Genomic DNA, 25635 nt, shown 5'->3' with positions numbered 1-25635 from the left:
TGGTGCTGTGTTACGCCTGTAACAGCGTGCGCAATACAGCAGCAGCCTCTGCCTGATCCAGCGTTTGCTGCTCGCCACGGCGCAGATCTTTCACCACGACCTGACCGGCTTTGACTTCATCCTCGCCCAGCACCAGCGCGACGCGAGCGCCCCACTTGTCAGCGCGGGCAAACTGCTTCCTGAAGTTGCCGCCGCCAAAGTTAGTCATCAGCCTCAGCTCTGGCGCTTCATCGCGCAATTTCTCAGCCAGCTGCATCGCAGCGGACTGCACGCCCTGACCGGAAGCGATAACATAGACATCCACATTGCTCGTCGGTTCAAATTCCGGATTCACCGCCTGAACCAGCAGCACCAGACGCTCCATGCCCATCGCGAAGCCCACCGCAGGGGTGGCACGTCCACCGAGCTGCTCTACCAGGCCGTCATAGCGACCGCCGCCGCACACGGTACCCTGTGAACCCAGGCTGTCGGTGACCCACTCAATCACGGTGCGATTGTAGTAATCCAGGCCGCGCACCAGACGCTGATTGACGGTGTAGTGGATGCCCGCGTCATCCAGCAGGGCACACAGGCCGCTGAAATGGTCGCGTGATTCGTCATCAAGATAGTCGCCGAGCTGCGGCGCATCATTCAGCAGCTGCTGAATATCGGGATTTTTACTGTCGAGAACGCGCATCGGGTTGCTGTACATGCGGCGTTTGCAATCCTCATCCAGCACCTCTTTGTGCTGTTCGAGGAAGGCGACCAGTGCGTCGCGGTAGTGCGCACGCGCTTCCAGTGAGCCGATGGAGTTGAGTTCCAGGCGAACGTGGTCGGCAATGCCTAACGCTTTCCACCAGCGGGCGTTGAGCATAATCAGCTCCGCATCGATGTCCGGTCCCTGCAGACCAAACACTTCGACGCCGATCTGGTAGAACTGGCGATAACGGCCCTTCTGCGGACGCTCATAGCGGAACATCGGCCCCATGTACCACAGGCGCTGCTCCTGATTGTAGAGTAAACCGTGCTCGATACCGGCTCGCACGCAGCCTGCGGTTCCTTCCGGACGCAGCGTCAGGCTTTCGCCATTGCGGTCCTCGAAGGTGTACATCTCTTTTTCAACCACATCGGTGACTTCACCGATGGCGCGTTTAAACAGTGGGGTCTGCTCCACCAGCGGCAAGCGAATTTCGCTGTAACCGTAGCTCGCCAGCGTCTGCTTGAGTACGCCTTCAATCCGTTGCCAGAGAGCGGTATCCGCAGGCAGGTAGTCGTTCATCCCGCGAATCGCCTGAATATTCTTCGCCACGTTAAAATCTCTTAATGCAAAAAAACCTGTCCGGCATCATACCTTATGAGGATGAAACCGCACAGGTTCAGTCAAAAAAGTCACGCACGCAGGCTGCGCACGCCATTATTTTTCCAGCTGCTGCACGTCAATACGGCGGCTGGCATCCAGCATCGACGCTTTGGCACGAATGCGCGCTTCCAGCTGATCGATCATGTCATGGTTATCGAGACGATCGCGCTGACGCACGCCATCCTCGTAGAAACCACTCTTCTTGCTGCCACCGGTCACGCCCAGGGTCGAGAGCGTCGCTTCGCCCGGTCCGTTGACCACACAGCCGATAATGGAGACATCCATCGGCGTGATGAGATCTTCCAGACGCTGCTCCAGCGCGTTGACGGTGCCGATCACGTCAAACTCCTGACGTGAACAGGTCGGGCAGGCGATGAAGTTAATCCCACGCGAACGAATACGCAGTGATTTCAGAATATCGAAGCCGACCTTGACCTCTTCAACCGGATCGGCCGCCAGCGAGATACGCAGCGTGTCGCCGATCCCTTCTGACAGCAGCAGACCCAGCCCAATCGCCGATTTGACTGCGCCAGCGCGCGCCCCGCCCGCTTCGGTGATCCCGAGATGCAGAGGCTGATCGATCTGTTTTGCCAGCAGGCGATAAGATTCCACTGCCAGGAAAACGTCAGAGGCTTTTACACTGACTTTAAACTGGTCGAAGTTAAGACGGTCGAGGTGATCGACGTGACGCATGGCCGATTCCAGCAACGCCTGCGGCGTAGGCTCGCCATACTTTTCCTGCAGATCTTTTTCCAGCGAACCGGCGTTAACGCCAATCCGGATCGGAATATTGTTGTCGCGCGCGCAGTCAACCACCATACGGATACGCTCATTGTTCCCGATATTACCGGGATTGATGCGCAGGCAGTCAACGCCATATTCGGCGACTTTCAGGGCGATGCGGTAGTCAAAATGGATGTCTGCAACCAGCGGCACGTTCACCTGCTGTTTGATCAGCCTGAACGCTTCTGCGGCATCCATGGTCGGCACCGAGACACGAACGATGTCGACACCGACGCGCTCAAGGGCTTTGATCTGATTTACCGTCGCTTCCACGTCAGTGGTGCGGGTGTTGGTCATCGACTGGACGGCAATAGGTGCGCCGTCACCGACCGGCACCTTGCCGACGTAAATGCGTCTGGATTTACGACGGATAATGGGTGCTTCGTTATGCATATTTCTTCTCCACAATTGCCCGGTACGCGATACGCTGTTATTGCGCACCCAACGTCAGGCGAGCAACCTGGTTATTACGGATAAAACGACTTAAATCAACGGGCTGATTCTGATATTGCACCTGAACCGCGGACGGCGCGCCAATTTTCAGACGATACGGAGGTGTGCCCGCGAGGCTCAGTTTACCACCACTACGCTGAATGCCGCTGAACAGTTTTTTGCCGGTGGCATCGCTCACTTCCAGCCAGCAGTCGGCGGTGAAGTTCATGACCACCGCATTCGGGTCGGCCGCCGGTTCACTGACTGCGGCAGCGCCGACCGGCATCTGTGGTGTCGTGCTGGTGGCAGGGTTAGTCGTGGCCGGTGCTGCCGATGTGGTGTCCTGTGGCGCCTGGCTCGGTGACACGACAGCATTGCTGCTGTCGGTCTGCGTTGTGGCTGGGGTAGTGGTGGTGCTGGCAGCCGGCGCAGAGGTGGCTGGCGTGCTGGTCGCGCTGTTGTCGCTGGCGGCCGTATTACTTTCGTCAGGCGCGGCTGGCGCCGCGCTGTCACCGCTGGTCTCACCCAGCGGAATCGACTGGCCGCTATCGCCGCTGCTGCCGTTCTGGTCGGTCATCGGCACCAGATCGTCCTGCGACGCTTTGTGATTCTGCCACCACCAGGCGCCGGTCAGGCCAATCACCACGAACACCACCAGCCAGGTAAAAATCATTAACCAGCCGTCGCGTTTCTTGCGGCGCTTGCCCAGGGAGAAACTTTGCATCGGCTCGATTTTTGCCGCCCGGACCGGCGTCTGTTTCGCCATCATCGGCAGCAGTTCCTCTTCAGGAATGTGCACCAGACGCGCATAAGAGCGGATGTAACCGCGCAGGAACGTCGAGGCTAAATCGGCAGGCGATTTGTCCTCTTCGATGTCACGCACGGTAGAGAGTTTCAGACACAGACGTTCAGCGACGTTCTGCTGTGACAGCCCCATCTGCTCACGGGCCAGACGCAGGCGATCACCTGTTGAATGTAATGCAGAGTTTTCTTGAGTGGCTTCAGTATTCATTAGCTAAATAACGCTGGTACTGTATCGATTGCGGAAAACGTCGCGCTAACTGGTCGCCATAACGTGAAACGTCTGCGGCATTTCCCTGTAGCGCGGCGAAACGTAAGTGTAACGCCAGACTGCGTGCCGTTTCGGGCAACTGTAGCTGGTAAACGTCGAGCAAAATCTGCACCCTCGCCAGATGGTTTTCAGCCATCTGCTTTTCAGCCTCCGCCAGCAGCGAATCAGCTTTTCGCCTGTCGGCTTCAATGGCCCGGCGTAGCGTCCTGCGGGCGGCAACAACATCCCCCGCCTGCAGGTAACAAAAACCTGCCAGTTCAAGCGCGTCGTTGCGTGCATCAGACGACGGAGCGGTTTCTGCCCGACTAAACTGTTGATGCGCTTCGTCATACTGCCCTAAAGCGCAGAGAAACGCACCGTAATTGTTAGCAACAAAACCATTATCCGGGGCCTGCTGCTGTGCCAGTATAAACCCTGCCTGGGCTGCTGTCTGATTGCCCTGCTGTTGCGCCAGTCGTGCCAGCGCAAGCGAGACCCGGTAATCCTCTGGCGCGGCGGCCTGTGCGCGCAGAAAGTTTCGCTCAGCGGCGGCATAATCACCCGCCGCCAGATAGTGCATCCCTAACTGCAGACGCACCTCTTCAGCACCGGATGAGCGCGGCTGGCTGACACACCCGCTTACAACAAACAGCGCCAGTACACTGGCGGGTAATCCGTTACGCACGATCGTTTCCCTCTGCCTGACATTGACAGGCTGCAGCCTGCCACGCGTCTTCACGTCAGGAAACGTTCTCTGTCACGCTTCTAGAGCGCCTTCACAGAGATGGCTTCACCCGCCATTTTTTTACGCAGCGTACGCTTGGTGCGGTCGATCACCTCACCCGCTAACTGACCACAGGCGGCATCAATATCGTCGCCACGAGTTTTACGCACAATGGTGGTAAAACCGTAGTCCATCAGCACCTTGGAGAAGCGATCGATGCGGCTGTTTGAGCTGCGGCCATAAGGAGCACCCGGGAAGGGGTTCCACGGAATCAGGTTGATTTTACACGGTGTTTCTTTCAGTAATGCGGCAAGCTCATGCGCATCGTCGGTGCTGTCATTGACATGATCCAGCAGGACGTACTCAATGGTCACGCGTCCCTGGTTGGCGTTAGATTTGCCAATGTAGCGTTTCACCGCTGCCAGGAAGGTTTCGATATTGTACTTTTTGTTGATCGGAACAATATCATCACGCAGCTTGTCGTTAGGCGCGTGCAGTGAAATGGCCAGCGCCACATCAATCATATCGCCCAGTTTGTCCAGTGCAGGCACCACACCTGAAGTAGAGAGGGTCACACGACGCTTGGAGAGACCGAAGCCGAAGTCATCCAGCATGATCTCCATTGCCGGAACCACATTATTGAGGTTGAGCAGCGGCTCACCCATGCCCATCATCACCACGTTGGTGATAGGACGCTGGCCGGTGATTTTTGCTGCGCCGACGATTTTCGCCGCACGCCACACCTGACCAATAATTTCTGACACCCGCAGGTTACGGTTAAAACCCTGCTGTGCGGTCGAACAGAATTTACACTCCAGCGCACACCCCACCTGCGAAGAAACACACAGCGTGGCGCGGTCGCCTTCCGGGATATAGACCGTTTCCACCAGCTGATCGCCCACGCGGATGGCCCATTTAATGGTGCCGTCAGTGGAGCGCATCTCTTCAGCCACTTCCGGTGCGCGGATCTCCGTCAGCTCCATCAGCCGGTTACGCAGCTTTTTGTTGATGTCGGTCATCTGCTCGAAATCGTCGCAGCAGTAGTGGTAAATCCACTTCATGACCTGATCGGCACGGAACGGCTTTTCGCCCAGCGACTGGAAAAACTCGCGCATCTGCTGACGGTTGAGATCCAGCAGGTTGATTTTCTGGCTTTTAGGGGAAACGACAATGGGGGATGCGGACGCGGACGTCACAATCTGTTCGGACATAATATTCTCTGGCCTCGTTGTTACACGTTATGGCGCTGTTCAGGGATAGGTGAAAAAAATTGCGCCTTCATTAAGCGAAGTCAATGAAGGCGCAATATTGTACAACATCTGCGGCCTGATAACAGGCGGGAGTGGCTCCCTCAGGCAGATTTTTGTAAAGCCGACCTGCTGTTTATCGCCAGGCGATTAACGGGTACGTGGGCAGATTTCGTTTTCGCCGAAGAAATAGGCGATTTCGCGGGCAGCGGATTCAGCAGAATCTGAACCGTGCGTGGCGTTTTCGGTGAAGCTGTCTGCGTAGTCAGCACGCAGGGTGCCAGCCAGTGCGTTTGCCGGGTTAGTCGCACCCATCAGGTCACGGTGACGCTGAACGGCATTTTCACCTTCCAGTACAGAAACGACAACCGGGCCAGAGGTCATGAATTCAACCAGACCATCAAAGAATGGCTTGCCCTGGTGCTCAGCGTAAAAACCTTCAGCCTGCTCTTTGCTCAGCTGCAGCATTTTTGCACCAACGATTTTGAAGCCAGCGCTTTCAAAACGGTTGTAGATAGCACCAATCACATTTTTAGCGACGGCGTTTGGCTTGATGATAGAAAAAGTACGTTCGATTGCCATGATGACCTCTGTCTTGACGTCCTGAAGAAACCGGCGGCGCAGCCCCCGGCCAATAAACGGCGCCGATTATAGGGGCTGAGTGCGGCATTGCCTATCAGAGATCCCTAATTTGTTGAAAATTCTTGATCTGAGTCGACGCAGACGCCTCTCCGTTATGATTTTGCCTGAAAAAGCGCCGGTGCTGCTGGCCTGACGAACGATTCCTGAGCAGCACGCCAGGCTTTTTCTCCTCCCCTGCCCCATTTTATTAACGCATCGCTTGAGATGGTCTCCACATTCCCCGACACTGCTATCACAGATTGCAGAGATGAGGTTGTTATGACGACGCCACTGTTTGTGTCCGCCGACTGGTTACAAGAGCACTATGACGATGAGCGGCTTCAGGTACTGGATGCGCGCATGTTGCCACCCGGCATGGAGGCCGTGCGTGATATTCAGGCTGAATATCTGGCGGGACACTTACCCGACGCCCCTTACTTCGATATCGAAGCGCTGTCCGACCACACCAGCCCCTATCCCCATATGCTGCCGCGCGCCGAACGCTTTGCCGTGGCGATGCGCGAGCTGGGCGTCAGCAGTGATAAACACCTGGTGGTCTATGACGAAGGCAATCTCTTTTCCGCGCCACGCGCCTGGTGGATGCTGAAGACCTTTGGGGTGGCGCAGGTGTCGATCCTGGCGGGCGGGCTGCAGGGCTGGAAAGCAGCAGGCTTTGCGCTGGAAACCGGCGAGGTCAGCCTGCCGGAAGGCGAGTTTGAGGCTCAGGCGGATGAAAGCCGGGTGAAACGTCTGACGGACGTGCTGCTGATCAGCCATGAAGGCGGCGCACAGATCGTGGATGCACGTGCGGCCAATCGCTTCAACGCGGAAGTGGACGAGCCGCGTCCCGGATTACATCGCGGGCATATTCCCAACAGTCTGAACGTGCCGTGGAACAGTCTGGTAGAGCAGGGAGAACTGAAGCCGGAGGCGGCGCTGCGCCAGCTGTTTGCTGACGCCGGCGTCGATATCAGCAAACCGGTAGTGGCCAGCTGCGGCTCTGGCGTCACGGCGGTGGTGGTGATCCTGGCGCTGACGGCGCTGGGGGCGCGGGATGTCACGCTGTATGACGGCTCCTGGGGTGAATGGGGCAGTCGCGACGACTTACCGATTGCGAAATAAAAAACAGGCGGCCCATGAGCCGCCTGTTTTTAACTGCGTCAGATAATCCGCTCGCTGCCCTTGAAGTCACGCAGGAAACTGCCCCAGCGACGTTCATAAAAGGGCGTGATGTGCGCGGTAAAGAAGTGGCTGATACCGCGGTCCTGCAGGGTAACTTCGCAGATATCAATCGGCGCATCGTCCGGCAGCGTATCCGTTGCCACGCTGCCCGCCGCCTGAATGATCGCCTCAATGTTGCTGTCCGCTTCGATACCAATCAGCAGATTAGGTGCTTCGTCGGCCTGCTCACGAATGCTGGCGACAAAGGCGCGCCGCACCTCCTTGTGCTTGCTGAACAGCTGCGTCAGCGAGTCGATCATCTGCGCAGGCGGCTCGGCCACCTCAGAGAGCAGCAGGGCGTGCCCGCCTTCCAGCACGGTCTGCTGACTCAGCGCACTGCCCTGCTCCGCCAGCAGATGCGTAATCTCTGCCGGGGTAAACTCTTTGCCGGAAGGGAGTTTTGGATTGAGAAACAGCGTTTCGCCGCGCGTAATCTCAAACAGCGTCCGCACCGGCAGACGCAGCCAGGCCTGTTCACCCGTGACGGCTTCGCTCATCGCCTGTTCCGACGTGAAAAAAGGAATGATGCTGCTGCCATCCTCTTTTTCCCAGTGCTGCAGATCAACCGGCGTACTGGCATCGAGCTGTGGCTGGGTGCTTTCACCCGGTACCCAGACATCGGACTCCAGCAGCAGTTGAAAAAATTCGGGCCGATGGGCTGGCTCAGTTGCGGCCAGCTTCAGCACCTCTTCAAGACGGTTCATAGTTGCTCTCTGCATCGCGGTGGCATCGGCCACCGCTGGGGTCAGCTTATTTCAGTAACAGGTTGGCGATAGTGCGCACGCCCAGGCCGGTTGCGCCTGCGGCCCACTGATCGACCGCGCCTTTGCGATAGGTCGCAGAGCAGTCAATATGCAGCCAGCCCTGCTGATAGTGGCTGACGAAGTGGGACAGGAACGCTGCCGCGCTGCTGGCACCCGCCGCATGGGAAGGACTGGCGATATTGTTAAGGTCGGCGAAGTTAGACGGCAGGTGGCTGCGATGGAATTCTGCCAGCGGCAGACGCCAGAAAGGTTCATTCTCGCTCACCGCGCTGCCCATCAGCGACTGCGCCATCACGTCGTCAAAGGTAAACAGCGCATGGTAATCGTTACCCAGCGCCGTTTTGGCTGCGCCGGTCAGGGTAGCAGCGTCGATCAGCAGCGTCGGATTCTGTTCGCTGGCATCGATCAGGCCGTCGGCCAGAACCAGACGTCCTTCCGCATCGGTGTTCATCACTTCCACCGATTTACCGTTGCGATAGCGAATGATATCGCCCAGTTTAAAGGCGTTGCTGCTGACCATGTTGTCGGCACAGCAGAGGTAGAGTTTGACGCGCTTGTTGAGGCCACGGGAAATCGCCAGCGCCAGCGCGCCGGTGACGGTCGCCGCTCCGCCCATATCTGACTTCATCGAATCCATGAAGCTGCTCTGCTTCAGGCTGTAGCCGCCGGTATCAAAGGTAATGCCTTTACCGACCAGACAGGCGTAGACCGGCGCACTCTCATCGCCGGTCGGGTTGTAATCCAGCGCCAGGAAAACCGGCGGGCGATTCGAGCCACGTCCTACCGTGTGCAGGCCCATGTAGCCCTGCTCGCGCAGATCGTCACCTTTGGTGATGCGATAGCTGACGGCGCTGCCGCCCACTTCACTGATCAGATCGATCGCCATGTGTGCCAGCTGTTCCGGCCCCAGATCTTCTGCAGGCAGGTTGATGACGTTGCGGACCCAGTCGATCGCTTTCAGACGACGGTCAAACTCCGCCTGCTCATGTTCGCCCAGCGCCGGCCACTCCACCTGACGCTGCCCTTTCGGGCCACGGAAGCCCTGCCAGAATGCCCAGCACTGCTCAAGGTGCCAGCCTTCTCCGGTGAGCGCCACGTGGCGGATCCCCTGGCTGTCGATTTTGTGCGCCGCGCGCTGAATGGTGTTCAGCGCATCCGCGCCGGTCAGATGCAGCGTCATGCCGCTGTCGTTGCTGCTGAGAATCGCTTTTTCGCCCCAGCGCGCATCGGCGGGCTGGCTGCTAAGCGTGATGTTCATCGGTTGTGTGGTCATCGAAAAGCTCCATAATCGTTATCTGTTTCATCCAGCCTGATTGTTATAACGGCTTTAATAAGATGTTAAATGCAATCCGCAGACAGACCTGATAACAGATTCCGTCGGGTGATGCCAGCGAAGTGCAGTGACAGGTGCCGTTTCCGGATTCTGAGGGGGTCAGGATTTCATTAATGCCCGCAGACGCGTCACGGATTTCTGCACCAGCGCGATGGCATAGTCGATCTCTTCATCGGTGGTGAAGCGTCCCAGCGAAAAGCGCAGCGAACTGTGCGCCAGCTCTTCACTCAGCCCCAGCGCCCGCAGAACATAGGACGGCTCCAGGCTGGCGGAGGTACAGGCCGAGCCAGAAGAGAGCGCCAGATCTTTCAGCGCCATGATCAATGATTCACCCTCAACGTCAGCGAAACTGACGTTGAGAATATTCGGCGCGCTCTGCTGAGGATGGCCGTTAAGGGTCACGCCCGGCAGTGCGCTGATGCCCTGCCACAGACGCTCACGCAGCGCCTGCAGACGCGCCATCTCGGTTTCGCGCTCTTCAGCTGCGATGCGAAAGGCTTCCCCCATCCCGACAATCTGATGAACCGGCAGGGTGCCGGATCGCATACCGCGCTCGTGCCCGCCACCGTGGATCTGGGCGGCGATCTGCACGCGCGGTTTCCGCCGCACATAGAGCGCGCCGATGCCTTTCGGGCCATAGAGTTTGTGAGCAGAAAAGGACATCAGATCCACCGGCAGCATGCCGAGATCGACAGGCAGCTTGCCGACGCTCTGGGTCGCATCCACATGAAACAGAATCTCACGTTCGCGACAGAGTTCACCAAAGGCAGCGATATCCTGAACCACGCCGGTTTCATTATTGACGTGCATCAGGGTGACCAGAATGGTGTCGTCGCGCAGCGCCGCCCGCAGCTGGTCAGGGGAGATAATGCCGTCATTGCCTGGCGTAAGCCAGGTGACCTCAAAGCCTTCACGTTCCAGCTGCTGACAGCTGTCGAGTACCGCTTTGTGTTCGGTCCGGCTGGTGATGATATGTTTGCCGCGCGCCTGATGGGCGTGGGCCGCGCCTTTGATCGCGAGGTTGTCAGATTCGGTGGCGCCTGAGGTAAAGACGATTTCACGCGGATCGGCATTGACCAGTTCGGCGATCTGATTACGCGCAACATCGACCGCTTCTTCAGACTGCCAGCCAAAACGGTGCGATCGCGAGGCCGGGTTACCGAACGTGCCATCCAGCGTCAGAAACTGCATCATTTTGCTGGCCACACGCGGATCGGCCGGCGTGGTGGCGGCGTAATCCAGGTAAATCGGTAATTTCATTGCGCTACAGCTCCGTATAAAAAATCATACGTCTTTATAGCAGATTCGGCCCTGACCGCGTTAGCAGTAAGGGCCGCAACAGGGGGGATTACGAGGCGCGCTGATTGATGTTGATTTCCTGAGTACGCGGGCTCTGGAAGCGGCGATTATCAATCGCATTCTGCCGGTCGGCGACATCCAGGATCTCCTGATTGTTCACCAGCTCAGCCAGCGTGATGTTATTCAGGAAGTCACTGATGCGCACGCTCAGGTCGCGCCACAATACGTGGGTCAGGCAACGTTCGCCGCCCTGGCAGCCCTCTTTCCCCTGGCACTTCGTTGCATCAACAGACTCATCCACGGCGGTGATCACTTCACCGACAGAGATGGTATTGGACGCTTTGCCCAGCAGATAACCGCCGCCCGGTCCCCGGACGCTGGAGACCAGATCGTTTTTGCGCAGCCGCGAGAATAACTGCTCCAGATAGGAGAGCGAAATGCCCTGACGCTCTGAAATATCAGCCAGCGGGACCGGGCCTTCATGGGAGTGAAGGGCAACGTCCAGCATTGCGGTAACGGCATAACGTCCTTTGGATGTCAGTCTCATAGCATACGACCTCAATAGCGTCCGGTTATCGGAGGATTAGCAACAGATGCTCTGAAGTCTGACATTCCCGAGTAAATTGGTCAACTATTTAACCTGGTAAAACACTCAACTATTTAACCTGGTAATTCAGTCAACTATTAACCGCTTATTTTTTATCGCTTTTTGGCTTTTCAAAGGAGGAAAGCATGCCGCGCAGAATGTTGAGTTCATCGCGTTCCGGACGCGCGCGGGTATAAAGACGGCGCAGTTTGCTCATCACCTGACCCGGATTGGCTTCACGGATAAAGCCGCTGTTCAGCATCATCTGTTCCATATGCTGATAGAAGCGCTCCAGGTCGTCGACCAGCGGATAAGGCGATTCTTCATACTTCGGTGCCGGGCTGGCCTGCTCCTGCGACTGTAACCATGCCATGCGCACTTCATAGGCGATAATCTGCACCGCCATCGCCAGATTCAGCGAGCTGTACTCCGGATTAGCCTGAATCGCGACGTGATAATGACACTTCTGCAACTCTTCGTTGGTCAGGCCGACGCGCTCACGCCCAAAGACCAGCGCGACCGGTGCCTGCTGGCCCTCTTCCACACTTTTCACGCCGCACTCACGCGCATCCAGCATCGGCCATGGCAGTGAACGGGAACGGGCGCTGGTGCCCACGACCAGGCTGCAGCCGGCGATCGCCTCATCCAGCGAGTCAACGATTTTCGCGTCGCCGATAACGTCGCTGGCACCCGCCGCGAGTGAGATGGCCTGTGAGTCGGGCTTGACCAGCGGATTCACCAGATAGAGGTTGGTTAAGCCCATGGTTTTCATGGCGCGCGCAACGGAGCCCATGTTACCGGTGTGAGAGGTCTCAACCAGAACGATACGAATATTTTGCAGCATGATTAGGGATACTCAGAAACGGGTCAGTAAAATCAGTGGGGAGAATCCTAACATAAAGCAGGACATTTACCGAACACACTGCTATACTCCGCGCCGTTTTCCCCGTTCTTTAACATCCAGCGAGAGATACCGATGCATCCAATGCTCAACATTGCCGTGCGCGCAGCGCGCAAGGCCGGAAATTTAATTGCCAAATATTATGAAACCCCGGACGCCGTCGAAGCCAGCCAGAAAGGCAGCAACGACTTCGTAACCAATGTTGACCGTGAAGCAGAACGCCTGATTATCGAAATCATTCGTAAATCTTACCCGAAACACACCATCATCACCGAAGAAAGCGGTGAGCTGGCGGGCGAAGATCAGGACGTTCAATGGGTTATCGATCCGCTGGATGGCACCTCAAACTTCATCAAACGTCTGCCCCACTTCGCTGTCTCTATCGCTGTGCGCATCAAAGGCCGCACTGAAGTCGCGGTCGTTTACGATCCGATGCGCAATGAGCTCTTCACCTCTTCACGCGGTCAGGGCGCCCAGCTGAACGGCTATCGTCTGCGCGGCAGCATTGCCCGCGATCTGGATGGCACCGTGCTGGCAACCGGCTTCCCGTTCAAGATGAAGCAGCATGCACCGGCTTACATGAACATCCTGACCAAACTCTTTACGCAGTGCGCCGATTTCCGCCGCACCGGTTCAGCTGCGCTGGATCTGGCCTACGTGGCCGCCGGTCGCGTGGACGGTTACTTTGAAATCGGCCTGAAGCCGTGGGATTTTGCGGCGGGTGAACTGCTGGTTCGTGAAGCGGGCGGTCTGGTGACAGACTTCACCGGTAACCATGGCTATATGCACTCCGGTAATATCGTTGCCGGTAACCCGCGCGTGGTGAAAGCGATGCTCTCCTCCATGCGTGATGAGCTGAGCGAAGCGTTAAAGCGCTAAGTCTCAGACAGAAAAAAGGCGGCTTCTCAGCCGCCTTTTTTATTGCCTGTTACAGGGGATTAGCGACGTTCGTGCGCCAGCACCTGACGAGGCTGAGTGCGACGACCCACCATACCCATCACACCCGCCAGCACGGCTTCGATGATCAGCAGAATCAGGGCATACCAGCTCGCTTTTGCAGTGGCGGCGGCCGCTTTTTCGCCAGCTTCACGCGCTTTCTGCTCAGCCTGCTGTTTCAGTTCCTGATACTTCTGAACGGCCTGCTGATAGCTCTGCTCGGTTTTGGCAACGATCTGATCCACTTCCTCATCGCTTTTACCGGTACGCGCCTTGATAATATTTTTCAGCGCATCACGGTCAGCGGCCTGCAGCGTATCAGAATGACGGTCCATCACACCTTTTAACCAGTTAGCCAGATCGGTATCGGCCGTCTGCGGATGGTTTGCGGTGTTGTTCGCCTGATTCTCTGCATTCTGCGCTTCGTTATTCGCATCCTGTTTTAAATTCTCTGGCTGTAATTCCGGCTTACCGGTCTGACGCAGCGTGGTTTCCAGTTCGCTCTGCAGGTTATCCAGATTAATATTATTTTCCTGCAGCTTCTCTTTTGCCATTTGCGTTACCGAAGGTGCCGCTGCGGAAATACCATTACCCAGCGCCTGGAAGCCGGAGCCTACAATATTCATCGCGCCGCCTAATACACTGGAAGCCAGCGTAACTGCCAGGTAAATAGTGAAAATTGTGCTAAGGCCAAACATCAGTAAACCGTGCATGGCGCCTTCGCGCTGCGCCAGACGTCCTGCCACATAGCTACCCGCCGCAATGGCAACCAGCATCTCAATCGCCGTCCAGGCCAGTGCGCCCGTACCAAGGCCATCCAGAGGATTCTGTTCTTTCATCGGATCAATGGTGGTGGCACCGATCGCCGTTCCCAGCAGCGTCAGAATGATGTGAACGATAAGCGCGCAGATAACACCGGCAAATACGGCGCTCCAGGAAATACGCTTTAACGGTAATCCTGCGGGCCCGGTCGCCAGCGTTTCGGTATAACCATTATTAATACGGGTATCAGCCATGAAATATACTCCTCGCAAAAAAGAAAGCTGCTTTGATCTTTTATCATCCCGACGGCGACGTGCCGATTTGGTATTAACAGCGTAGACAGGAAATAGTCACTTCTCCACTAAAGCGGCGTGAGAAAATAATAAAGATGTGAATTTAAAGCGGATTAGCGAAGAGAAGAACGCAGCGGTTATTTTATTCCCGCTGCGTTTTTAATTCAGAAAGGGCGGATACCACCGCCCAGCGTCAGCTGGGCTGATTGCCACAGGGCGAGACCCGCGACGATTAAAATCAGACTGCCGGTCAGGGTCAGCAGCGGGATAAGCAGCCGCGCGCTGCCCGCCGTTTCGCGGGGCTGCGCCAGCCGTTGCGCCACCGAGCGCGCCTGCTGAACCAGCACGCCTATGGCGGAAATGGTGAGGGCCGTGCCGAGCGCCATCACCGCAGCCGAGAGCACGCCCCAGCCATAAACGCCGATCACTTTGGCAAACAGCAGCATCATGATCGCGCCGGAACAGGGGCGTAATCCCATCGACACCACGACCAGCAGCTGAGTTTTCAGGCTGACACTTCCCTGCATCTGCTGCGGTGTTGGCAGGTGCGCATGTCCGCATCCACACTGCGCATCATGCTGATGATGGGGCTGGAAGGCGCGAAACAGCGGCGCAGGCCGGGGACGCAAAGCCCGCCACAGGGCACGCAGCGCCCGATAGCCCATCAGCACACCCAGACCGATCACCAGCAGATAGCTGCCCTTCTCCAGCCAGAAACTGCTGAGGTGCAGCTGCCGCGACGAGGTTTGCAGTATGACCAGCATCACCGTCACCAGCCCGATAGCTACCGAGCCCTGCAACAGTGAGGCGAGCAGCGTCAGCCTGATACTGGTTTTCACTCTGGCAGGATGGGTCGCCAGAAAGGTGGCGATCACCACTTTTCCGTGGCCCGGCCCCAGCGCATGCAGCACGCCATACAGCAGGCTGAAAATCACCAGCGACAGACCGGCCTGGTGGGGTTGCTCAGCCACCTGCTGCAACAGCTGCGTCATCTGCCGGTGCAGATCTTTCTGCCACAACACGCTCTGCAGCAGAATCTGTGACCAGTAGATCCAGACCAGCAGTCCGCCGCTCAGCAGCAGCGCCGCCATCAGCCAGAGTGGCCAGAGCCGCGATCCCCGCCCCGGTGTGGACATTACTGACATGTCAGCCCCACCGTCTGAGCAAACTGGCGGCCCAGATCCATCTCCTCTGCGGGGGCATCGGCTTTATCCAGCGACAGCGCATACTGCTTCAGCGAATCATTGGGTTTCGGTGTCGTCAGGGTAAAGCGGCAGCGCCCCTGCAGTGCAGGCGGCAGTGTTAAGGCGCCGGGATTGTCATAGAACATATCGACGAAGTAGGTGGGATCGAAGGTCAGGATCTCAAAGTGCTGTCCGGTCAGCGTCGGCGGCTCCGCCAGCGGCAGAATAAATTCGAGCACCGCCTTGTGGCCATTGCGTGACAGATTGTATTCCGTTGGCAGATTCAAAAACTTTACCCGCTGTTTGTTATGCCAGACTTCAGAAAAGTAGTGCTGGCCAAGAACGTTCGCCATCACGCCCGCCGCCAGCTTTTTCCACACTACGCTGCCCGGTCTGGCGTCGCCTGCATCATAAAGCAGATCGGCGGAGGTGATTTCATCCATGGTCCAGGTCATCTTTAAACCGGTAAAGGTATCACCCTGTGCCACCAGCGCGGTTTTCATGTCGATGAAACTGTGAGGGTGAGCCACGACAGCCGGACTTAGTGCCATCAGTAAGGTTAAAAGTGCGCGTTTCATAATGTTATAAAGTAACGTTCCCGATGAAAAGAATCTATAAGTAACAAAATTTTGTGACCCGCCTTAAACCTCCGGCAAATAAACCGCGCAAAGCGCACAGGCGCTGACGCGGTTGACTATTCTTAGCTCAAAATAGCCTGCTGGAAATCTGATTGATGAGTTCTGCTACCCCTTTGGCACCACTCTTCACCCGTTCACAGCGTCAGTGCCACCTTTTATTGCTGCTGTTTCTGCCATCATCCGCGCTCACACTTGAGAAAGTCTGCCAGCTTAATGGCGTCGATCCTGCCGTTGCCCGACAGGATATCGCGGATGTCGGTCATGAGATACAGCGATATCACCAGCTGGAATTGCACCAGATGGTGGACGGCAGTTTTCGTCTTCATGGCACAGAGCTGAATCGGCGACTCTGTCTGCTGCACAACCTGCGGCGCAGTCTGCGTCTGTCGCAGGAGTTTGTCTGCGCGCATTTTGCCGCCCCGCTGCGCCAGCGCCTGAAGGTGATGAAGATTGAGAAAGCATTGTGGGATGAGACCAATCTGCAGGCACTGATCCAGCACTGCGGCCTGCGCCTGAAGCGGGATTTCAGCGAGCGTGACCGCCTTTTTCTGCAGATTTTTATGAAATATGGCTTATGCGAGCGCCAGCCGGTGCTGTTCAGTGAGGCGCAGCGTCACTGGCTGCTGCATAAGGCAGAGCGGCAGGCTGCCGAGGATGTGATTCACCACTGGCGCAAACGCTGCCACCTGGCCCCGCCGATCAGCGAAGCGGATTTCTGGACGCTGCTCTTCAGCCAGATCCATACGCCGCTGACCCATGCCATTCATCATCCTGCCGAGCAGCAGTTAATGACGGCGACGCAGCAGTTGATCAATGACTTCGAACAGTGCGCCGGTGTTACCTTTGCTGACCGCGACGGATTGCTGAACCAGCTCTACCCGCATCTGGCCCAGGCGCTGGAGCGCACCCACTTCCATATCGGTATCGACAACAGCGTCGCGCTGGATGTCAGCCGCCTCTATCCCCGTCTGCTGCGCACCACCCAGCAGGCCTTACAGCCGTTTGAACAGCACTACAGTGTCGCTTTTACGCCGGAAGAAGTGAGTTTAATGACCATTATCTTCGGTGCCTGGCTGATGCAGGAGAGTGCGTTGCAGGAGAAGCAGGTGCTGATTCTGACGGGGGATGATACGCAGCTGGAGCAGGATGTGGAGCAGCAGATCCGCGAGATCACGCTGCTGCCGATCAATATTACCTATCAGGATATCAGACAGTTTCAGCAGGAGGGCGCACCGCGTGATGTCGATATCATCATCTCGCCCTACCCTACTTCGCTGCCTCTCTTCTCGCCGCCGCTGGTGCACGCCGAACTGCCGCTGACGTTACACCATCAGCAGCGTATTCGTTATTTACTGGAGTCGTAGCCGGGACGAAGGAACAGGGCGGGCAGCGCCACCAGCGCCATGACCCAGAAAAGGTGGCCCTGCAGATGGGTAAACAGCACGCCACAGATCATGGTCATTACCGCTATCCCGCCGCCCATTGCCAGGGCGGAGTAGAGCGACTGCAGCCGGATCACTTCGGCTCCCTGCCGCGCCGCAATAAAGCGCATCGCCGCCAGATGACAGACGGTGAAGCTGCCACAGTGGAGGATCTGCGCCACTATCAGCAGCGGCAGTGTGGTAGTGGCTCCCATCAGGCTCCAGCGGATTAGCGCGCAGATGCCTGAAAGCAGCAGCAGATCCCGGGCGCTCCAGCGACGGAACAGGCGGTTGCTCAGGGCAAAGACCACGACTTCCGCCACCACGCCCAGCGACCAGAGATAGCCCACCGTCGAGGCGGAGTAGCCGCTCTCCTGCCACCAGATAGCACTGAAGCCGTAATAGGCGGCGTGCGCCCCCTGCAGCAGCGTCACGCAGAGCATGAACCGCCAGACGGCGTTCTCACGCAGCAGCGCCCGCCACGCCTGCCAGCCTCCACCTGCGGCACCCTGGCGCTCATCGCCCTGTGGCTGCGTGACGGGGGTGAGCATCATGCCGGCCAGCATACTGACCGCGCCCAGCGACAGCAGCAGCAGAATCGCCTGGGAGGTCCAGGCGCTGACCAGCACACCGGTTAACGCTGAGCTGAGCACAAAGGCCAGCGATCCCCACAGTCGCACCGGTCCATAAGCCAGACCAATCTGCCGTGTCCAGGTGGCGGCCAGCGCATCGCTGAGCGGCACCAGCGGGGAGAAAAAGAGGTTGAAGCCAATCATCACCGCCATCAGCCACATCCACTGCTCACCCACCCAGAATCCGATGATGAACAGGCAGGTCATCAGGGCCAGCAGCCGCAGCGCCGTAATCAGCCGGGCAGGATTTCTGACCTGAGACGCGATAAGCAGGCTGCCGACAAAGCGCGCCACCATGCCACAGCCCAGCAGCAGGCCGATTTTTTCTGCATCCAGACCGGTGCCTTTCAGCCACACGCCCCAGAATGGCAGGTAGATGCCGTAACAGAAGAAGTAAGTGAAGTAGCCCAGTCCGAGCCATCTGGCGGAGCCGATTGCCATATTCCCTCCAGCAGGTTTGCTGCCTTGCAGCACAGGTGGGCGCTACTCTGGCAGAGCGCCACCGGACAGGCAATAAAAAAGGATGGCAGATGCCATCCTTTTTGTGGTGTCTTACAACAGGTTAGCGATTAAGCGTAGACCGGCAGACGACCGCAGATTTCCAGTACTTTCTGCTTCGTGCGCTCAATAGTCGCTTCGTCGTTGACGTTGTCCAGCACGTCCGCGATCCAGCCAGCCAGTTCACGCACGTCTGCTTCTTTAAAGCCACGACGCGTGACGGCCGGGGTACCGATACGGATACCCGAGGTGACAAACGGGCTCTTCGGATCGTTTGGCACGCTGTTTTTGTTGACGGTGATGTTGGCACGGCCCAGTGCGGCATCCGCTTCTTTACCGGTCATGTTTTTGCTCACCAGATCGATCAGGAACAGATGGTTATGGGTTCCGCCAGAGACGATGTCGTAACCGCGCTCAATCAGCACCTCTACCATCGCTTTGGCGTTTTTTGCCACCTGCTGCTGGTAGGTTTTGAACTCCGGCTCCATCGCCTCTTTGAAGGCTACCGCTTTACCGGCGATAACGTGCATCAGAGGACCACCCTGACCGCCCGGGAAGACCGCAGAGTTGAGCTTTTTGTAGAAATCTTCGTCGCCGTTTTTCGCCAGAATGATGCCGCCACGCGGACCCGCCAGGGTTTTGTGGGTGGTGGAGGTGACGATGTGCGCATGCGGAACCGGGCTCGGATAGACCTCAGCCGCGACCAGACCGGCAACGTGCGCCATGTCGACGAACAGCCAGGCACCGACGCTGTCGGCGATTTCACGCATTTTTGCCCAGTCGCAGACGCCGGAGTAGGCAGAGAAGCCGCCCACGATCATTTTTGGCTTGTGGGTCTGCGCCAGTTCAGCCAGCTCGTCATAGTCGATTTTACCGGTTTCATCGATACCGTAAGCAACCACGTTATAGAGTTTGCCGGAGAGGTTAACCGGTGAGCCGTGAGTCAGGTGTCCACCGTGCGCCAGGTTCATCCCAAGGATGGTGTCGCCCGGCTGCAGCAGTGCGGTGTAGACGGCGAAGTTTGCCTGTGAACCGGAGTGAGGCTGCACGTTAGCGTAGTCGGCACCAAACAGCGCTTTTGCGCGATCGATCGCCAGCTGCTCAACGATATCAACGTATTCACAACCGCCGTAGTAGCGTTTACCCGGATAGCCTTCAGCGTATTTGTTGGTGAGCTGAGAACCCTGCGCCTGCATAACACGCGGGCTGGTGTAGTTTTCAGAAGCAATCAGTTCAATGTGCTCTTCCTGACGCACTTTCTCCTGCTCCATCGCCTGCCACAACTCGGCATCATAATCGGCAATGTTCATATCACGCTTTAACATCCGGATCTCCTGACTCAGCTAACTTTCTGACGGTATTTGCCCCCTCTGGGAGCGAAGGCCAACAGTGTAAACCGTTTTAACAGGTGAAGGTAGGGTGAACCGCCTCTTTTTACGCAAACGATTGGCTGACGGGTGGCACTGCTTTTTTACACCTTTTCTCCCCTCTCCGGCCCGCCGAATCCGCGTCTGATAACAGGCGCTTTTTTCCGGATGCACGGAAAAGTTGCCACCGGCAGCCGGTGAAAACTGACCGGCGGGTTTACAGCAGAAGCGAGACGGTATTAAGATGCATTTAAAATGCAACTTTAAAATGAGGTCACTGATATGCTTGATGCACAGACAATCGCCGCTGTTAAATCGACCCTCCCTGCCGTCGCCGCCTGCGGTCCGAAGCTGACCGCGCACTTTTACGAACGCATGCTGACCCGCCACCCGGAGCTGAAAAACGTTTTCAACATGAACAATCAGCGCAACGGTGCTCAGCGCGAAGCCCTGTTTAACGCCCTCTGCGCCTATGGCGCGAATCTGGAGAATCTGGCCGTACTGCTGCCCGCCGTAGAGAAGATTGCGCAGAAGCATACCAGCCTGAATATTCAGCCTGCGCAGTACGCTATCGTCGGGGAGAATCTGCTGGCAACGCTGCGCGAGCTGCTGAATCCGGGTGAAGAGGCGCTGGCCGCGTGGGGACGGGCCTATGGCGTGCTGGCGGATTTGTTCATCCAGCGTGAGGAGGAGATTTATCAGGCGACACAGAACCAGCGCGGTGGCTGGCGCGGCACCCGTGCGTTTCGCATCAGCGCGATTGAACAGCAGAGCGAGGTGATCAAAAGCTTTACCCTGACGCCGGTTGGCGGGGGGCCGGTAGCGGCCTTTAAACCGGGTCAGTATCTGACCGTTCATCTGCAGCCCGCCTGTTTCGACCATCGTCAGATCCGTCAGTATTCGCTTACTCACCTCAGCAACGGCAGAGATTACCGTATCGCGGTGAAACGTGAAGCCGCGGGCAGCGTCTCCGGCTGGCTGCATCAGCATGCCTGCGAAGGTGATGTGCTGCAGCTGACTGCGCCGCACGGGGATTTCTTCCTTGAGGTGACGCCTGCTACGCCGGTGGCGCTGATCTCCGCGGGCGTGGGTCAGACGCCGATGCTGGCGATGCTGCATGCGCTGGCCGCCGGTCATCATCGCGCGCCGGTCAGCTGGCTGCACGCGGCAGAGAACGGCAGACAGCATGCGTTCCGCAATGAAGTGGCCGCGACAGGCGCCCAGCTGGCCGATTTCACCCACCGGGTCTGGTATCGCGAGCCTGCAGCTGAGGATGCCGGACACTATGATGCTCAGGGCGTGATGGATCTCACCGCCCTCTCTGCACGGCTGGCCTCACCCGCCACCCACTTCTATCTCTGCGGTCCGCTGGCTTTTATGGAGCACGTGGTGGCGCAGCTGCGGGATGCCGGCGTGGCAGACACACGCATTCATTACGAACTGTTTGGCCCGCATAAAGGCATGTAATGAGCGTAAAAAAGCCCGCAGTGCGGGCTTAATCTGTTGAACGATGCAGGGTAATGCTGGCAGCAGCGGATATACGCAAGGCGCAGCAGGGCATCAGATTGCCTCTTCATCCTCTTCGCCGGTACGGATTCGCACCACGCGCGCAACGTCAAAGACAAAGATTTTACCGTCACCGATTTTGCCGGTCTGCGCCGTGCGCATAATGGTCTCGACGCAGGTATCAACGATATCGTCGCCCACCACCATCTCGATCTTCACTTTCGGCAAAAAGTCGACCATATACTCTGCGCCGCGATACAGCTCGGTGTGCCCTTTCTGGCGACCAAAGCCTTTAACCTCACTCACGGTCATCCCGGTGATGCCCACTTCCGCTAAGGCTTCACGAACATCATCGAGCTTGAATGGTTTGATAATCGCATCAATCTTTTTCATGTCAGACCCTTTTTCACTCCCTCCATGGTCAGAGGGTTTATCAAGTATAAATGTTGCTGGCGCTGTCGGGCGCTAATATCCGGGATTCTTCAGGTTGCCGCAAGCGCTGTCAGCGCCGGGAGCATGCCCGGCCACGATCCGGGCCTCAGCAGGCAACCTGCCGCTCGCCCGTCTCAGCCTGCCCTACTCTTTGAAATCACTGGCATCCAGCTCATGACGGGAGAGCAGCTTATAGAACTCCGTGCGGTTGCGTCCAGCCAGTCGCGCGGCATTGGTCACGTTGCCCTTCGTCATCTGCAGCAGCTTACGCAGATAGTTCAGCTCAAACTGATTGCGCGCCTCAGCAAAGGTGGGCAGCGCACTGTTTTCACCGCTTAACGCCTGCTCCACCAGCGCATCGCTGATGACCGGCGATGAACTCAGCGCCACGCACTGCTCAATCACGTTAACCAGCTGACGCACGTTGCCAGGCCAGCTGGCGGCCATCAGACGCTTCATCGCATCGACTGAAAAACTGCGCACCTGCGGTTTATGGCGTTCCGCAGCCTGACGCAGCAGATGATTAGCCAGCAGCGGAATATCTTCGGTGCGCTCATGCAGCGCCGGAATTTTCAGGTTCACCACATTGAGACGATAGAAGAGATCCTCGCGAAACTCCTTTTTCTCCATCGCCTTCGGCAGATCGCGGTGGGTGGCGGAGATAATGCGCACGTCGATCTCGCTGTCGTGATCGCTGCCCAGCGGCCTGACCTTACGCTCCTGCAACACCCGCAGCAGCTTGACCTGCAAGGGTTGCGGCATGTCTCCAATCTCATCCAGGAAAAGCGTGCCGCCGCCCGCGGTTTTGAACAGCCCTTCGCGGGCGCTGACCGCGCCGGTAAAGGCACCTTTGGCGTGACCGAACAGCTCCGACTCCAGCAGCTGCTCCGGCAGCGCGCCGCAGTTAATGGCGACAAACGGCTTGCCGTTGCGCGGGCTGGCGGCGTGGATCGCCTGCGCCAGCATCTCTTTACCGGTGCCGCTCTGTCCGTTGATCAGCACGCTGACGTCCGACTGCGCCACCATATGGGCCTGCTCCAGCAGCCTTAACATCAGCGGGCTGCGGGTCACAATCGCCTCCCGCCAGCGGTCATCACTGACCGGTGCCTGCTGGGCCAGCGCCTCATCAATCGCTTTATAGAGCGCATCGCGATCGACCGGTTTGGTCAGGAAGCTGAACACCCCCTGCTGCGTAGCGGAAACCGCATCCGGGATCGACCCATGTGCGGTCAGGATAATCACCGGCAGACCGGTATGGCGTTTCTGAATCTCGCCAAACAGCGCCAGGCCATCCATTTCATCCATGCGCAGATCGCTGATCACCAGCTCAATCTTCTCTTTCTGCAGCAGGCGCAACGCCTCTGGTCCACTGGCTGCGGTGGTGACCTGATAGCCTTCGCTGCTCAGACGCATGCCCAGCAGCTTCAGCAGGCTGGGATCGTCATCCACCAGCAGCAGTTTTGCCGCTTGTCTGACCATTATTGCTCCTCATCCTGCGGCAGCGCGGTGCCGTGGCCGTTTTCAGAGACATCCGGGGCTTTGCGCGAGGAGAGCTGACGCTCAATGTCCGTCAGCCGCTCCAGCTTATGCTGGGTATCGCTGAGCTGCTGCTGCTGTTTAACCATCTGCTGGCGGAGCGTCTCCTGCTGAAGGTCGCTGCTCTGTTGCAGATGCGCATAGCGGGTGCGCGCTTCGCTCAGGTCAAGCTGCGCGGTCTGGTTACTGCGCCACAGCTGAATCAGCGGGCGCACGGACGGCGGAAAATCACTGTTGTAGCGATCCAGGGTTGCCACATAGTCACGGCGTTCAACGGGGGTCACGTTGCCATTGGCCATCAGCACGCCCTGCTTGAACGCGCGCGACCAGCTCTCTGCCGGCCAGCGGTGGGCTTCGGCTCTCGCTTCGGCGGGAGAGAGGCGTTCCGCGCAGTCAATCGCCCGCATCCAGTAGAGAGGATTGCTCAGCGCTGCGCTCTTCTCTATCGGCCACAGATCGTTACAGCGGGTCGCCAGGTAGTCAGCGACCGTCACCTCCGGTTCCGCCACCTGATGACCAGACGGCAGAGAGGAGGTGGCCGGTGCGGTGGTGCATCCGCTGAGCAGCAGCGTCGCCAGCGTGCTCAGCAGCAAAGCGGGTAAATATTTCATCAGTCAGACGTTCCCGGCTGTGGTGTTCAGTTCAATTCGAAAACAGACATCCGCCTGTTCGCAGGCAACCAGCGTCAGGTCGCCCTGCATCCGGCGCAGGCAATCTTTGGCAATGCTCAGACCCAGCCCGCTGCCCTTGACCGGCCCTTTACGCTGCTGGCTGCCCTGATAGAACGGCTCAAAAATCATGGCCTGCTCCTCCGGCGGGATCGGCGTGCCGCTGTTGGCGACATCAATCCAGATCCGATCCCCCTGCTGCTGACTGCGCAGCCAGATGGTACCGGATTCGCTGCCGTAGTTCACGGCGTTCGAGTAGAGGTTATCGATGACCCGCACCAGAAGCGTGGGTTCAGCAAGACAGTGGCTGACTTTAAGGTCGACCACCGTCTGCATCATTCTGGCATGGGCCGAGAGTGCATGCGCGTTCACCACCGACCCGACCGCATCCACCACGCTGACCGGCTCCAGCCGAATCGGGCCATCGGCCAGTTTGCGGTTGTAATCAAGCAGCTGTTCAATCAGGCGCTGCAGATGGCGACTGCTGCCGTCGAGGATAGCGACCACCTCTTTCTGATCGGCATTCAGCGAGCCAGCCACCTCATCCGCCAGCAGTTCAGTGCCTTCGCGCAGGCTGGCCAGCGGCGTTTTCAGTTCATGAGAGATATGGCGCAGAAATTCATGGCGCTGCGTTTCCAGCCAGGCCAGCCGTTCGCTCAGCCAGACGATGCGCTGTCCCAGCGACCGCAGCTCACGCGGGCCACGAAACTTCACGCTGTTCCCCAGCTCCCGCCCTTCTCCCAGCCGGTTGATCATCCGCTCGATACGCTTGACCGGTCCGATAATCATGCCGGTGAACAGCGTCATCAGCGCGAGGCTGATGATAAACAGAATCAGCGCCTGCCAGCCGAAAAACTGGCCGCGATCGGCAATTTCGCGCTGCAGCTGTAAGCCGCGCGCAAACACCACTTCACGCGTGTCCTGCACCATCTGCGCGTTGGTGGCTGAAAAGCGATCCAGCGCCTCCGCGGCAACCGGCACCGGATTGCCGTTGTCACATTTCAGTGGCGTCAGCAGCGGCAGGGTGGCCTGTAGCGTCTGAAAGACGGGCAGTTCCGGCAGGCTGGCGCTGTGCGAACTCAGCATCTGACTGTAGCGGGTGTGCTGGGTCTGATAGAGGCGGGCCAGTGAGGCATCGTCCAGCACGCAATACTGACGATAGCTTCGCTCCAGCTCCACCGCCGTGCGCGCCATCGCCTCACTGCGGCGAACATCGGTAAACGTATTACGGTTGGTGTCAGCGGCCTGCTCGCTTAGCGCAGAGAGACTTTCCCACGCCTGCCAGGCCAGCACCAGTAAAGGCAGCAACACTAGCACGAAAGCCATCAGCACCAGCTGACGCAGAGAACGGGGAAATAAACGCCATTTTTTCACGCGGCCGCTTCCTTAAAAGAGTGCTGACAGGATGCTAGCGGACTCTGCTGACGGAAGAAAGAGGAAGAAAAGAAAACGGCAGGCTCA

24 protein-coding genes are annotated in these 25635 nt (G+C 57.8%); 4 read left to right on the top strand and 20 right to left on the bottom strand.

The window, feature by feature from the left end; genetic code table 11:
* Window positions 1-10: 10 nt before the first annotated feature.
* The 6 genes from hisS to ndk all read right to left on the bottom strand — a co-directional run bounded on the left by hisS (window position 11) and on the right by ndk (window position 6158).
* Window positions 11-1288 (bottom strand): histidine--tRNA ligase, encoded by a 1278-nt coding sequence (hisS, locus tag S7A_RS05585; protein WP_009088729.1) that lies wholly within the window; start codon window positions 1286-1288, stop codon window positions 11-13.
* 105 nt (window positions 1289-1393) lie between these two features.
* Window positions 1394-2515: a flavodoxin-dependent (E)-4-hydroxy-3-methylbut-2-enyl-diphosphate synthase gene (gene ispG, locus S7A_RS05580; protein WP_009088728.1), complete on the bottom strand. Its 1122-nt coding sequence runs from the start codon at window positions 2513-2515 to the stop codon at window positions 1394-1396.
* A 37-nt stretch (window positions 2516-2552) separates the two neighbouring features.
* The gene (rodZ, locus tag S7A_RS05575) at window positions 2553-3566 is read right to left on the bottom strand and encodes a cytoskeleton protein RodZ (RefSeq protein ID WP_009088726.1); all 1014 of its coding nucleotides are present in this window, start codon (window positions 3564-3566) and stop codon (window positions 2553-2555) included.
* Window positions 3556-4290: a type IV pilus biogenesis/stability protein PilW gene (gene pilW / locus S7A_RS05570; protein ID WP_009088724.1), complete on the bottom strand. Its 735-nt coding sequence runs from the start codon at window positions 4288-4290 to the stop codon at window positions 3556-3558. The genes rodZ and pilW overlap by 11 nt, the downstream gene beginning before the upstream one ends.
* Before the next feature lie 80 nt (window positions 4291-4370).
* On the bottom strand, window positions 4371-5540 hold the full coding sequence (locus tag S7A_RS05565; RefSeq protein ID WP_009088720.1) for a bifunctional tRNA (adenosine(37)-C2)-methyltransferase TrmG/ribosomal RNA large subunit methyltransferase RlmN: 1170 nt from the start codon (window positions 5538-5540) through the stop codon (window positions 4371-4373).
* A gap of 186 nt (window positions 5541-5726) precedes the next feature.
* The gene (gene ndk, locus S7A_RS05560) at window positions 5727-6158 is read right to left on the bottom strand and encodes a nucleoside-diphosphate kinase (RefSeq protein WP_003848684.1); all 432 of its coding nucleotides are present in this window, start codon (window positions 6156-6158) and stop codon (window positions 5727-5729) included.
* Between the two features lie 318 nt (window positions 6159-6476).
* Between ndk and sseA the strand changes: the two genes are divergently transcribed.
* Window positions 6477-7319: a 3-mercaptopyruvate sulfurtransferase gene (gene sseA / locus S7A_RS05555; protein WP_009088719.1), complete on the top strand. Its 843-nt coding sequence runs from the start codon at window positions 6477-6479 to the stop codon at window positions 7317-7319.
* Between the two features lie 38 nt (window positions 7320-7357).
* On the opposite strand, the gene sseB is transcribed toward sseA, so the two are convergent.
* The 5 genes from sseB to trmJ form a co-directional block, all read right to left on the bottom strand.
* The gene (gene sseB / locus S7A_RS05550; RefSeq protein WP_009088716.1) at window positions 7358-8122 is read right to left on the bottom strand and encodes an enhanced serine sensitivity protein SseB; all 765 of its coding nucleotides are present in this window, start codon (window positions 8120-8122) and stop codon (window positions 7358-7360) included.
* Window positions 8123-8168: 46 nt separating this feature from the next.
* On the bottom strand, window positions 8169-9455 hold the full coding sequence (gene pepB, locus S7A_RS05545; protein WP_009088714.1) for an aminopeptidase PepB: 1287 nt from the start codon (window positions 9453-9455) through the stop codon (window positions 8169-8171).
* Window positions 9456-9614: 159 nt separating this feature from the next.
* Window positions 9615-10775 carry an IscS subfamily cysteine desulfurase gene (locus tag S7A_RS05540; RefSeq protein WP_009088712.1) on the bottom strand — a complete coding sequence of 387 codons (1161 nt, stop codon included), beginning with the start codon at window positions 10773-10775 and terminating at the stop codon, window positions 9615-9617.
* An 88-nt stretch (window positions 10776-10863) separates the two neighbouring features.
* Window positions 10864-11361 (bottom strand): Fe-S cluster assembly transcriptional regulator IscR, encoded by a 498-nt coding sequence (gene iscR / locus S7A_RS05535; RefSeq protein WP_009088710.1) that lies wholly within the window; start codon window positions 11359-11361, stop codon window positions 10864-10866.
* Window positions 11362-11506: 145 nt separating this feature from the next.
* Complete coding sequence (gene trmJ, locus S7A_RS05530) at window positions 11507-12244, bottom strand: tRNA (cytosine(32)/uridine(32)-2'-O)-methyltransferase TrmJ (RefSeq protein ID WP_009088708.1); 738 nt, start codon at window positions 12242-12244, stop codon at window positions 11507-11509.
* 132 nt (window positions 12245-12376) lie between these two features.
* Here trmJ and suhB point away from each other — a divergent pair, with 132 nt between their 5' ends.
* Window positions 12377-13180 (top strand): inositol-1-monophosphatase, encoded by an 804-nt coding sequence (suhB, locus tag S7A_RS05525; protein WP_009088706.1) that lies wholly within the window; start codon window positions 12377-12379, stop codon window positions 13178-13180.
* 59 nt (window positions 13181-13239) lie between these two features.
* On the opposite strand, the gene S7A_RS05520 is transcribed toward suhB, so the two are convergent.
* From S7A_RS05520 to S7A_RS05510, 3 genes are all read right to left on the bottom strand, one after another.
* Entirely contained in the window at window positions 13240-14253 is a 1014-nt protein-coding gene (locus S7A_RS05520; protein WP_009088704.1) for a TIGR04086 family membrane protein, read from the bottom strand.
* A 203-nt stretch (window positions 14254-14456) separates the two neighbouring features.
* Complete coding sequence (locus S7A_RS05515) at window positions 14457-15437, bottom strand: nickel/cobalt transporter (protein ID WP_033736142.1); 981 nt, start codon at window positions 15435-15437, stop codon at window positions 14457-14459.
* On the bottom strand, window positions 15428-16054 hold the full coding sequence (locus tag S7A_RS05510; protein WP_009088701.1) for a DUF1007 family protein: 627 nt from the start codon (window positions 16052-16054) through the stop codon (window positions 15428-15430). The genes S7A_RS05515 and S7A_RS05510 overlap by 10 nt, the downstream gene beginning before the upstream one ends.
* 155 nt (window positions 16055-16209) lie before the next feature.
* On the opposite strand from S7A_RS05510, the gene csiE reads away from it, so the two are divergent.
* Window positions 16210-17478 (top strand): stationary phase inducible protein CsiE, encoded by a 1269-nt coding sequence (gene csiE / locus S7A_RS05505; protein ID WP_009088698.1) that lies wholly within the window; start codon window positions 16210-16212, stop codon window positions 17476-17478.
* Here csiE and S7A_RS05500 read toward each other — a convergent pair.
* On the bottom strand, window positions 17460-18608 hold the full coding sequence (locus S7A_RS05500; protein ID WP_009088697.1) for a 3-phenylpropionate MFS transporter: 1149 nt from the start codon (window positions 18606-18608) through the stop codon (window positions 17460-17462). The genes csiE and S7A_RS05500 overlap by 19 nt on opposite strands.
* Window positions 18609-18736: 128 nt before the next feature.
* On the bottom strand, window positions 18737-19990 hold the full coding sequence (glyA, locus tag S7A_RS05495; protein WP_009088694.1) for a serine hydroxymethyltransferase: 1254 nt from the start codon (window positions 19988-19990) through the stop codon (window positions 18737-18739).
* 324 nt (window positions 19991-20314) lie between these two features.
* Between glyA and hmpA the strand changes: the two genes are divergently transcribed.
* Window positions 20315-21499, top strand: a complete 1185-nt coding sequence (hmpA, locus tag S7A_RS05490; protein ID WP_009088692.1) for an NO-inducible flavohemoprotein — start codon at window positions 20315-20317, stop codon at window positions 21497-21499.
* Window positions 21500-21592: 93 nt separating this feature from the next.
* Here the strand turns inward: hmpA and glnB are convergent, their stop codons facing one another.
* The 4 genes from glnB to S7A_RS05470 form a co-directional block, all read right to left on the bottom strand.
* Complete coding sequence (gene glnB / locus S7A_RS05485; protein ID WP_003848647.1) at window positions 21593-21931, bottom strand: nitrogen regulatory protein P-II; 339 nt, start codon at window positions 21929-21931, stop codon at window positions 21593-21595.
* Between the two features lie 183 nt (window positions 21932-22114).
* Window positions 22115-23449, bottom strand: a complete 1335-nt coding sequence (glrR, locus tag S7A_RS05480) for a two-component system response regulator GlrR (protein WP_009088690.1) — start codon at window positions 23447-23449, stop codon at window positions 22115-22117.
* A complete protein-coding gene (gene qseG, locus S7A_RS05475) occupies window positions 23449-24117 on the bottom strand; it encodes a two-component system QseEF-associated lipoprotein QseG (protein WP_009088688.1) in 669 nt (222 codons plus the stop codon). The genes glrR and qseG overlap by 1 nt, the downstream gene beginning before the upstream one ends.
* Before the next feature lie 3 nt (window positions 24118-24120).
* Complete coding sequence (locus S7A_RS05470) at window positions 24121-25548, bottom strand: HAMP domain-containing sensor histidine kinase (RefSeq protein WP_009088686.1); 1428 nt, start codon at window positions 25546-25548, stop codon at window positions 24121-24123.
* Window positions 25549-25635: the final 87 nt, after the last annotated feature.

The organism is Pantoea sp. Sc1 (assembly GCF_000255315.1).
Taxonomy (GTDB): Bacteria; Pseudomonadota; Gammaproteobacteria; order Enterobacterales; family Enterobacteriaceae; genus Pantoea; species Pantoea anthophila.
The sequence above is the reverse complement of the archived record's forward strand: the minus strand, read 5'-3'. Positions and strand labels throughout refer to the sequence as shown.

Coding starts and splice junctions, on each gene's coding strand:
- ispG (WP_009088728.1), bottom strand. CDS start 2,515: ATGCATAACGAAGCACCCATTATCCGTCGTAAATCCAGACGCATTTAC.
- rodZ (WP_009088726.1), bottom strand. CDS start 3,566: ATGAATACTGAAGCCACTCAAGAAAACTCTGCATTACATTCAACAGGT.
- S7A_RS05565 (WP_009088720.1), bottom strand. CDS start 5,540: ATGTCCGAACAGATTGTGACGTCCGCGTCCGCATCCCCCATTGTCGTT.
- ndk (WP_003848684.1), bottom strand. CDS start 6,158: ATGGCAATCGAACGTACTTTTTCTATCATCAAGCCAAACGCCGTCGCT.
- sseA (WP_009088719.1), top strand. CDS start 6,477: ATGACGACGCCACTGTTTGTGTCCGCCGACTGGTTACAAGAGCACTAT.
- sseB (WP_009088716.1), bottom strand. CDS start 8,122: ATGAACCGTCTTGAAGAGGTGCTGAAGCTGGCCGCAACTGAGCCAGCC.
- pepB (WP_009088714.1), bottom strand. CDS start 9,455: ATGACCACACAACCGATGAACATCACGCTTAGCAGCCAGCCCGCCGAT.
- S7A_RS05540 (WP_009088712.1), bottom strand. CDS start 10,775: ATGAAATTACCGATTTACCTGGATTACGCCGCCACCACGCCGGCCGAT.
- iscR (WP_009088710.1), bottom strand. CDS start 11,361: ATGAGACTGACATCCAAAGGACGTTATGCCGTTACCGCAATGCTGGAC.
- trmJ (WP_009088708.1), bottom strand. CDS start 12,244: ATGCTGCAAAATATTCGTATCGTTCTGGTTGAGACCTCTCACACCGGT.
- suhB (WP_009088706.1), top strand. CDS start 12,377: ATGCATCCAATGCTCAACATTGCCGTGCGCGCAGCGCGCAAGGCCGGA.
- S7A_RS05520 (WP_009088704.1), bottom strand. CDS start 14,253: ATGGCTGATACCCGTATTAATAATGGTTATACCGAAACGCTGGCGACC.
- S7A_RS05515 (WP_033736142.1), bottom strand. CDS start 15,437: ATGTCAGTAATGTCCACACCGGGGCGGGGATCGCGGCTCTGGCCACTC.
- S7A_RS05510 (WP_009088701.1), bottom strand. CDS start 16,054: ATGAAACGCGCACTTTTAACCTTACTGATGGCACTAAGTCCGGCTGTC.
- csiE (WP_009088698.1), top strand. CDS start 16,210: ATGAGTTCTGCTACCCCTTTGGCACCACTCTTCACCCGTTCACAGCGT.
- S7A_RS05500 (WP_009088697.1), bottom strand. CDS start 18,608: ATGGCAATCGGCTCCGCCAGATGGCTCGGACTGGGCTACTTCACTTAC.
- glyA (WP_009088694.1), bottom strand. CDS start 19,990: ATGTTAAAGCGTGATATGAACATTGCCGATTATGATGCCGAGTTGTGG.
- hmpA (WP_009088692.1), top strand. CDS start 20,315: ATGCTTGATGCACAGACAATCGCCGCTGTTAAATCGACCCTCCCTGCC.
- glnB (WP_003848647.1), bottom strand. CDS start 21,931: ATGAAAAAGATTGATGCGATTATCAAACCATTCAAGCTCGATGATGTT.
- glrR (WP_009088690.1), bottom strand. CDS start 23,449: ATGGTCAGACAAGCGGCAAAACTGCTGCTGGTGGATGACGATCCCAGC.
- qseG (WP_009088688.1), bottom strand. CDS start 24,117: ATGAAATATTTACCCGCTTTGCTGCTGAGCACGCTGGCGACGCTGCTG.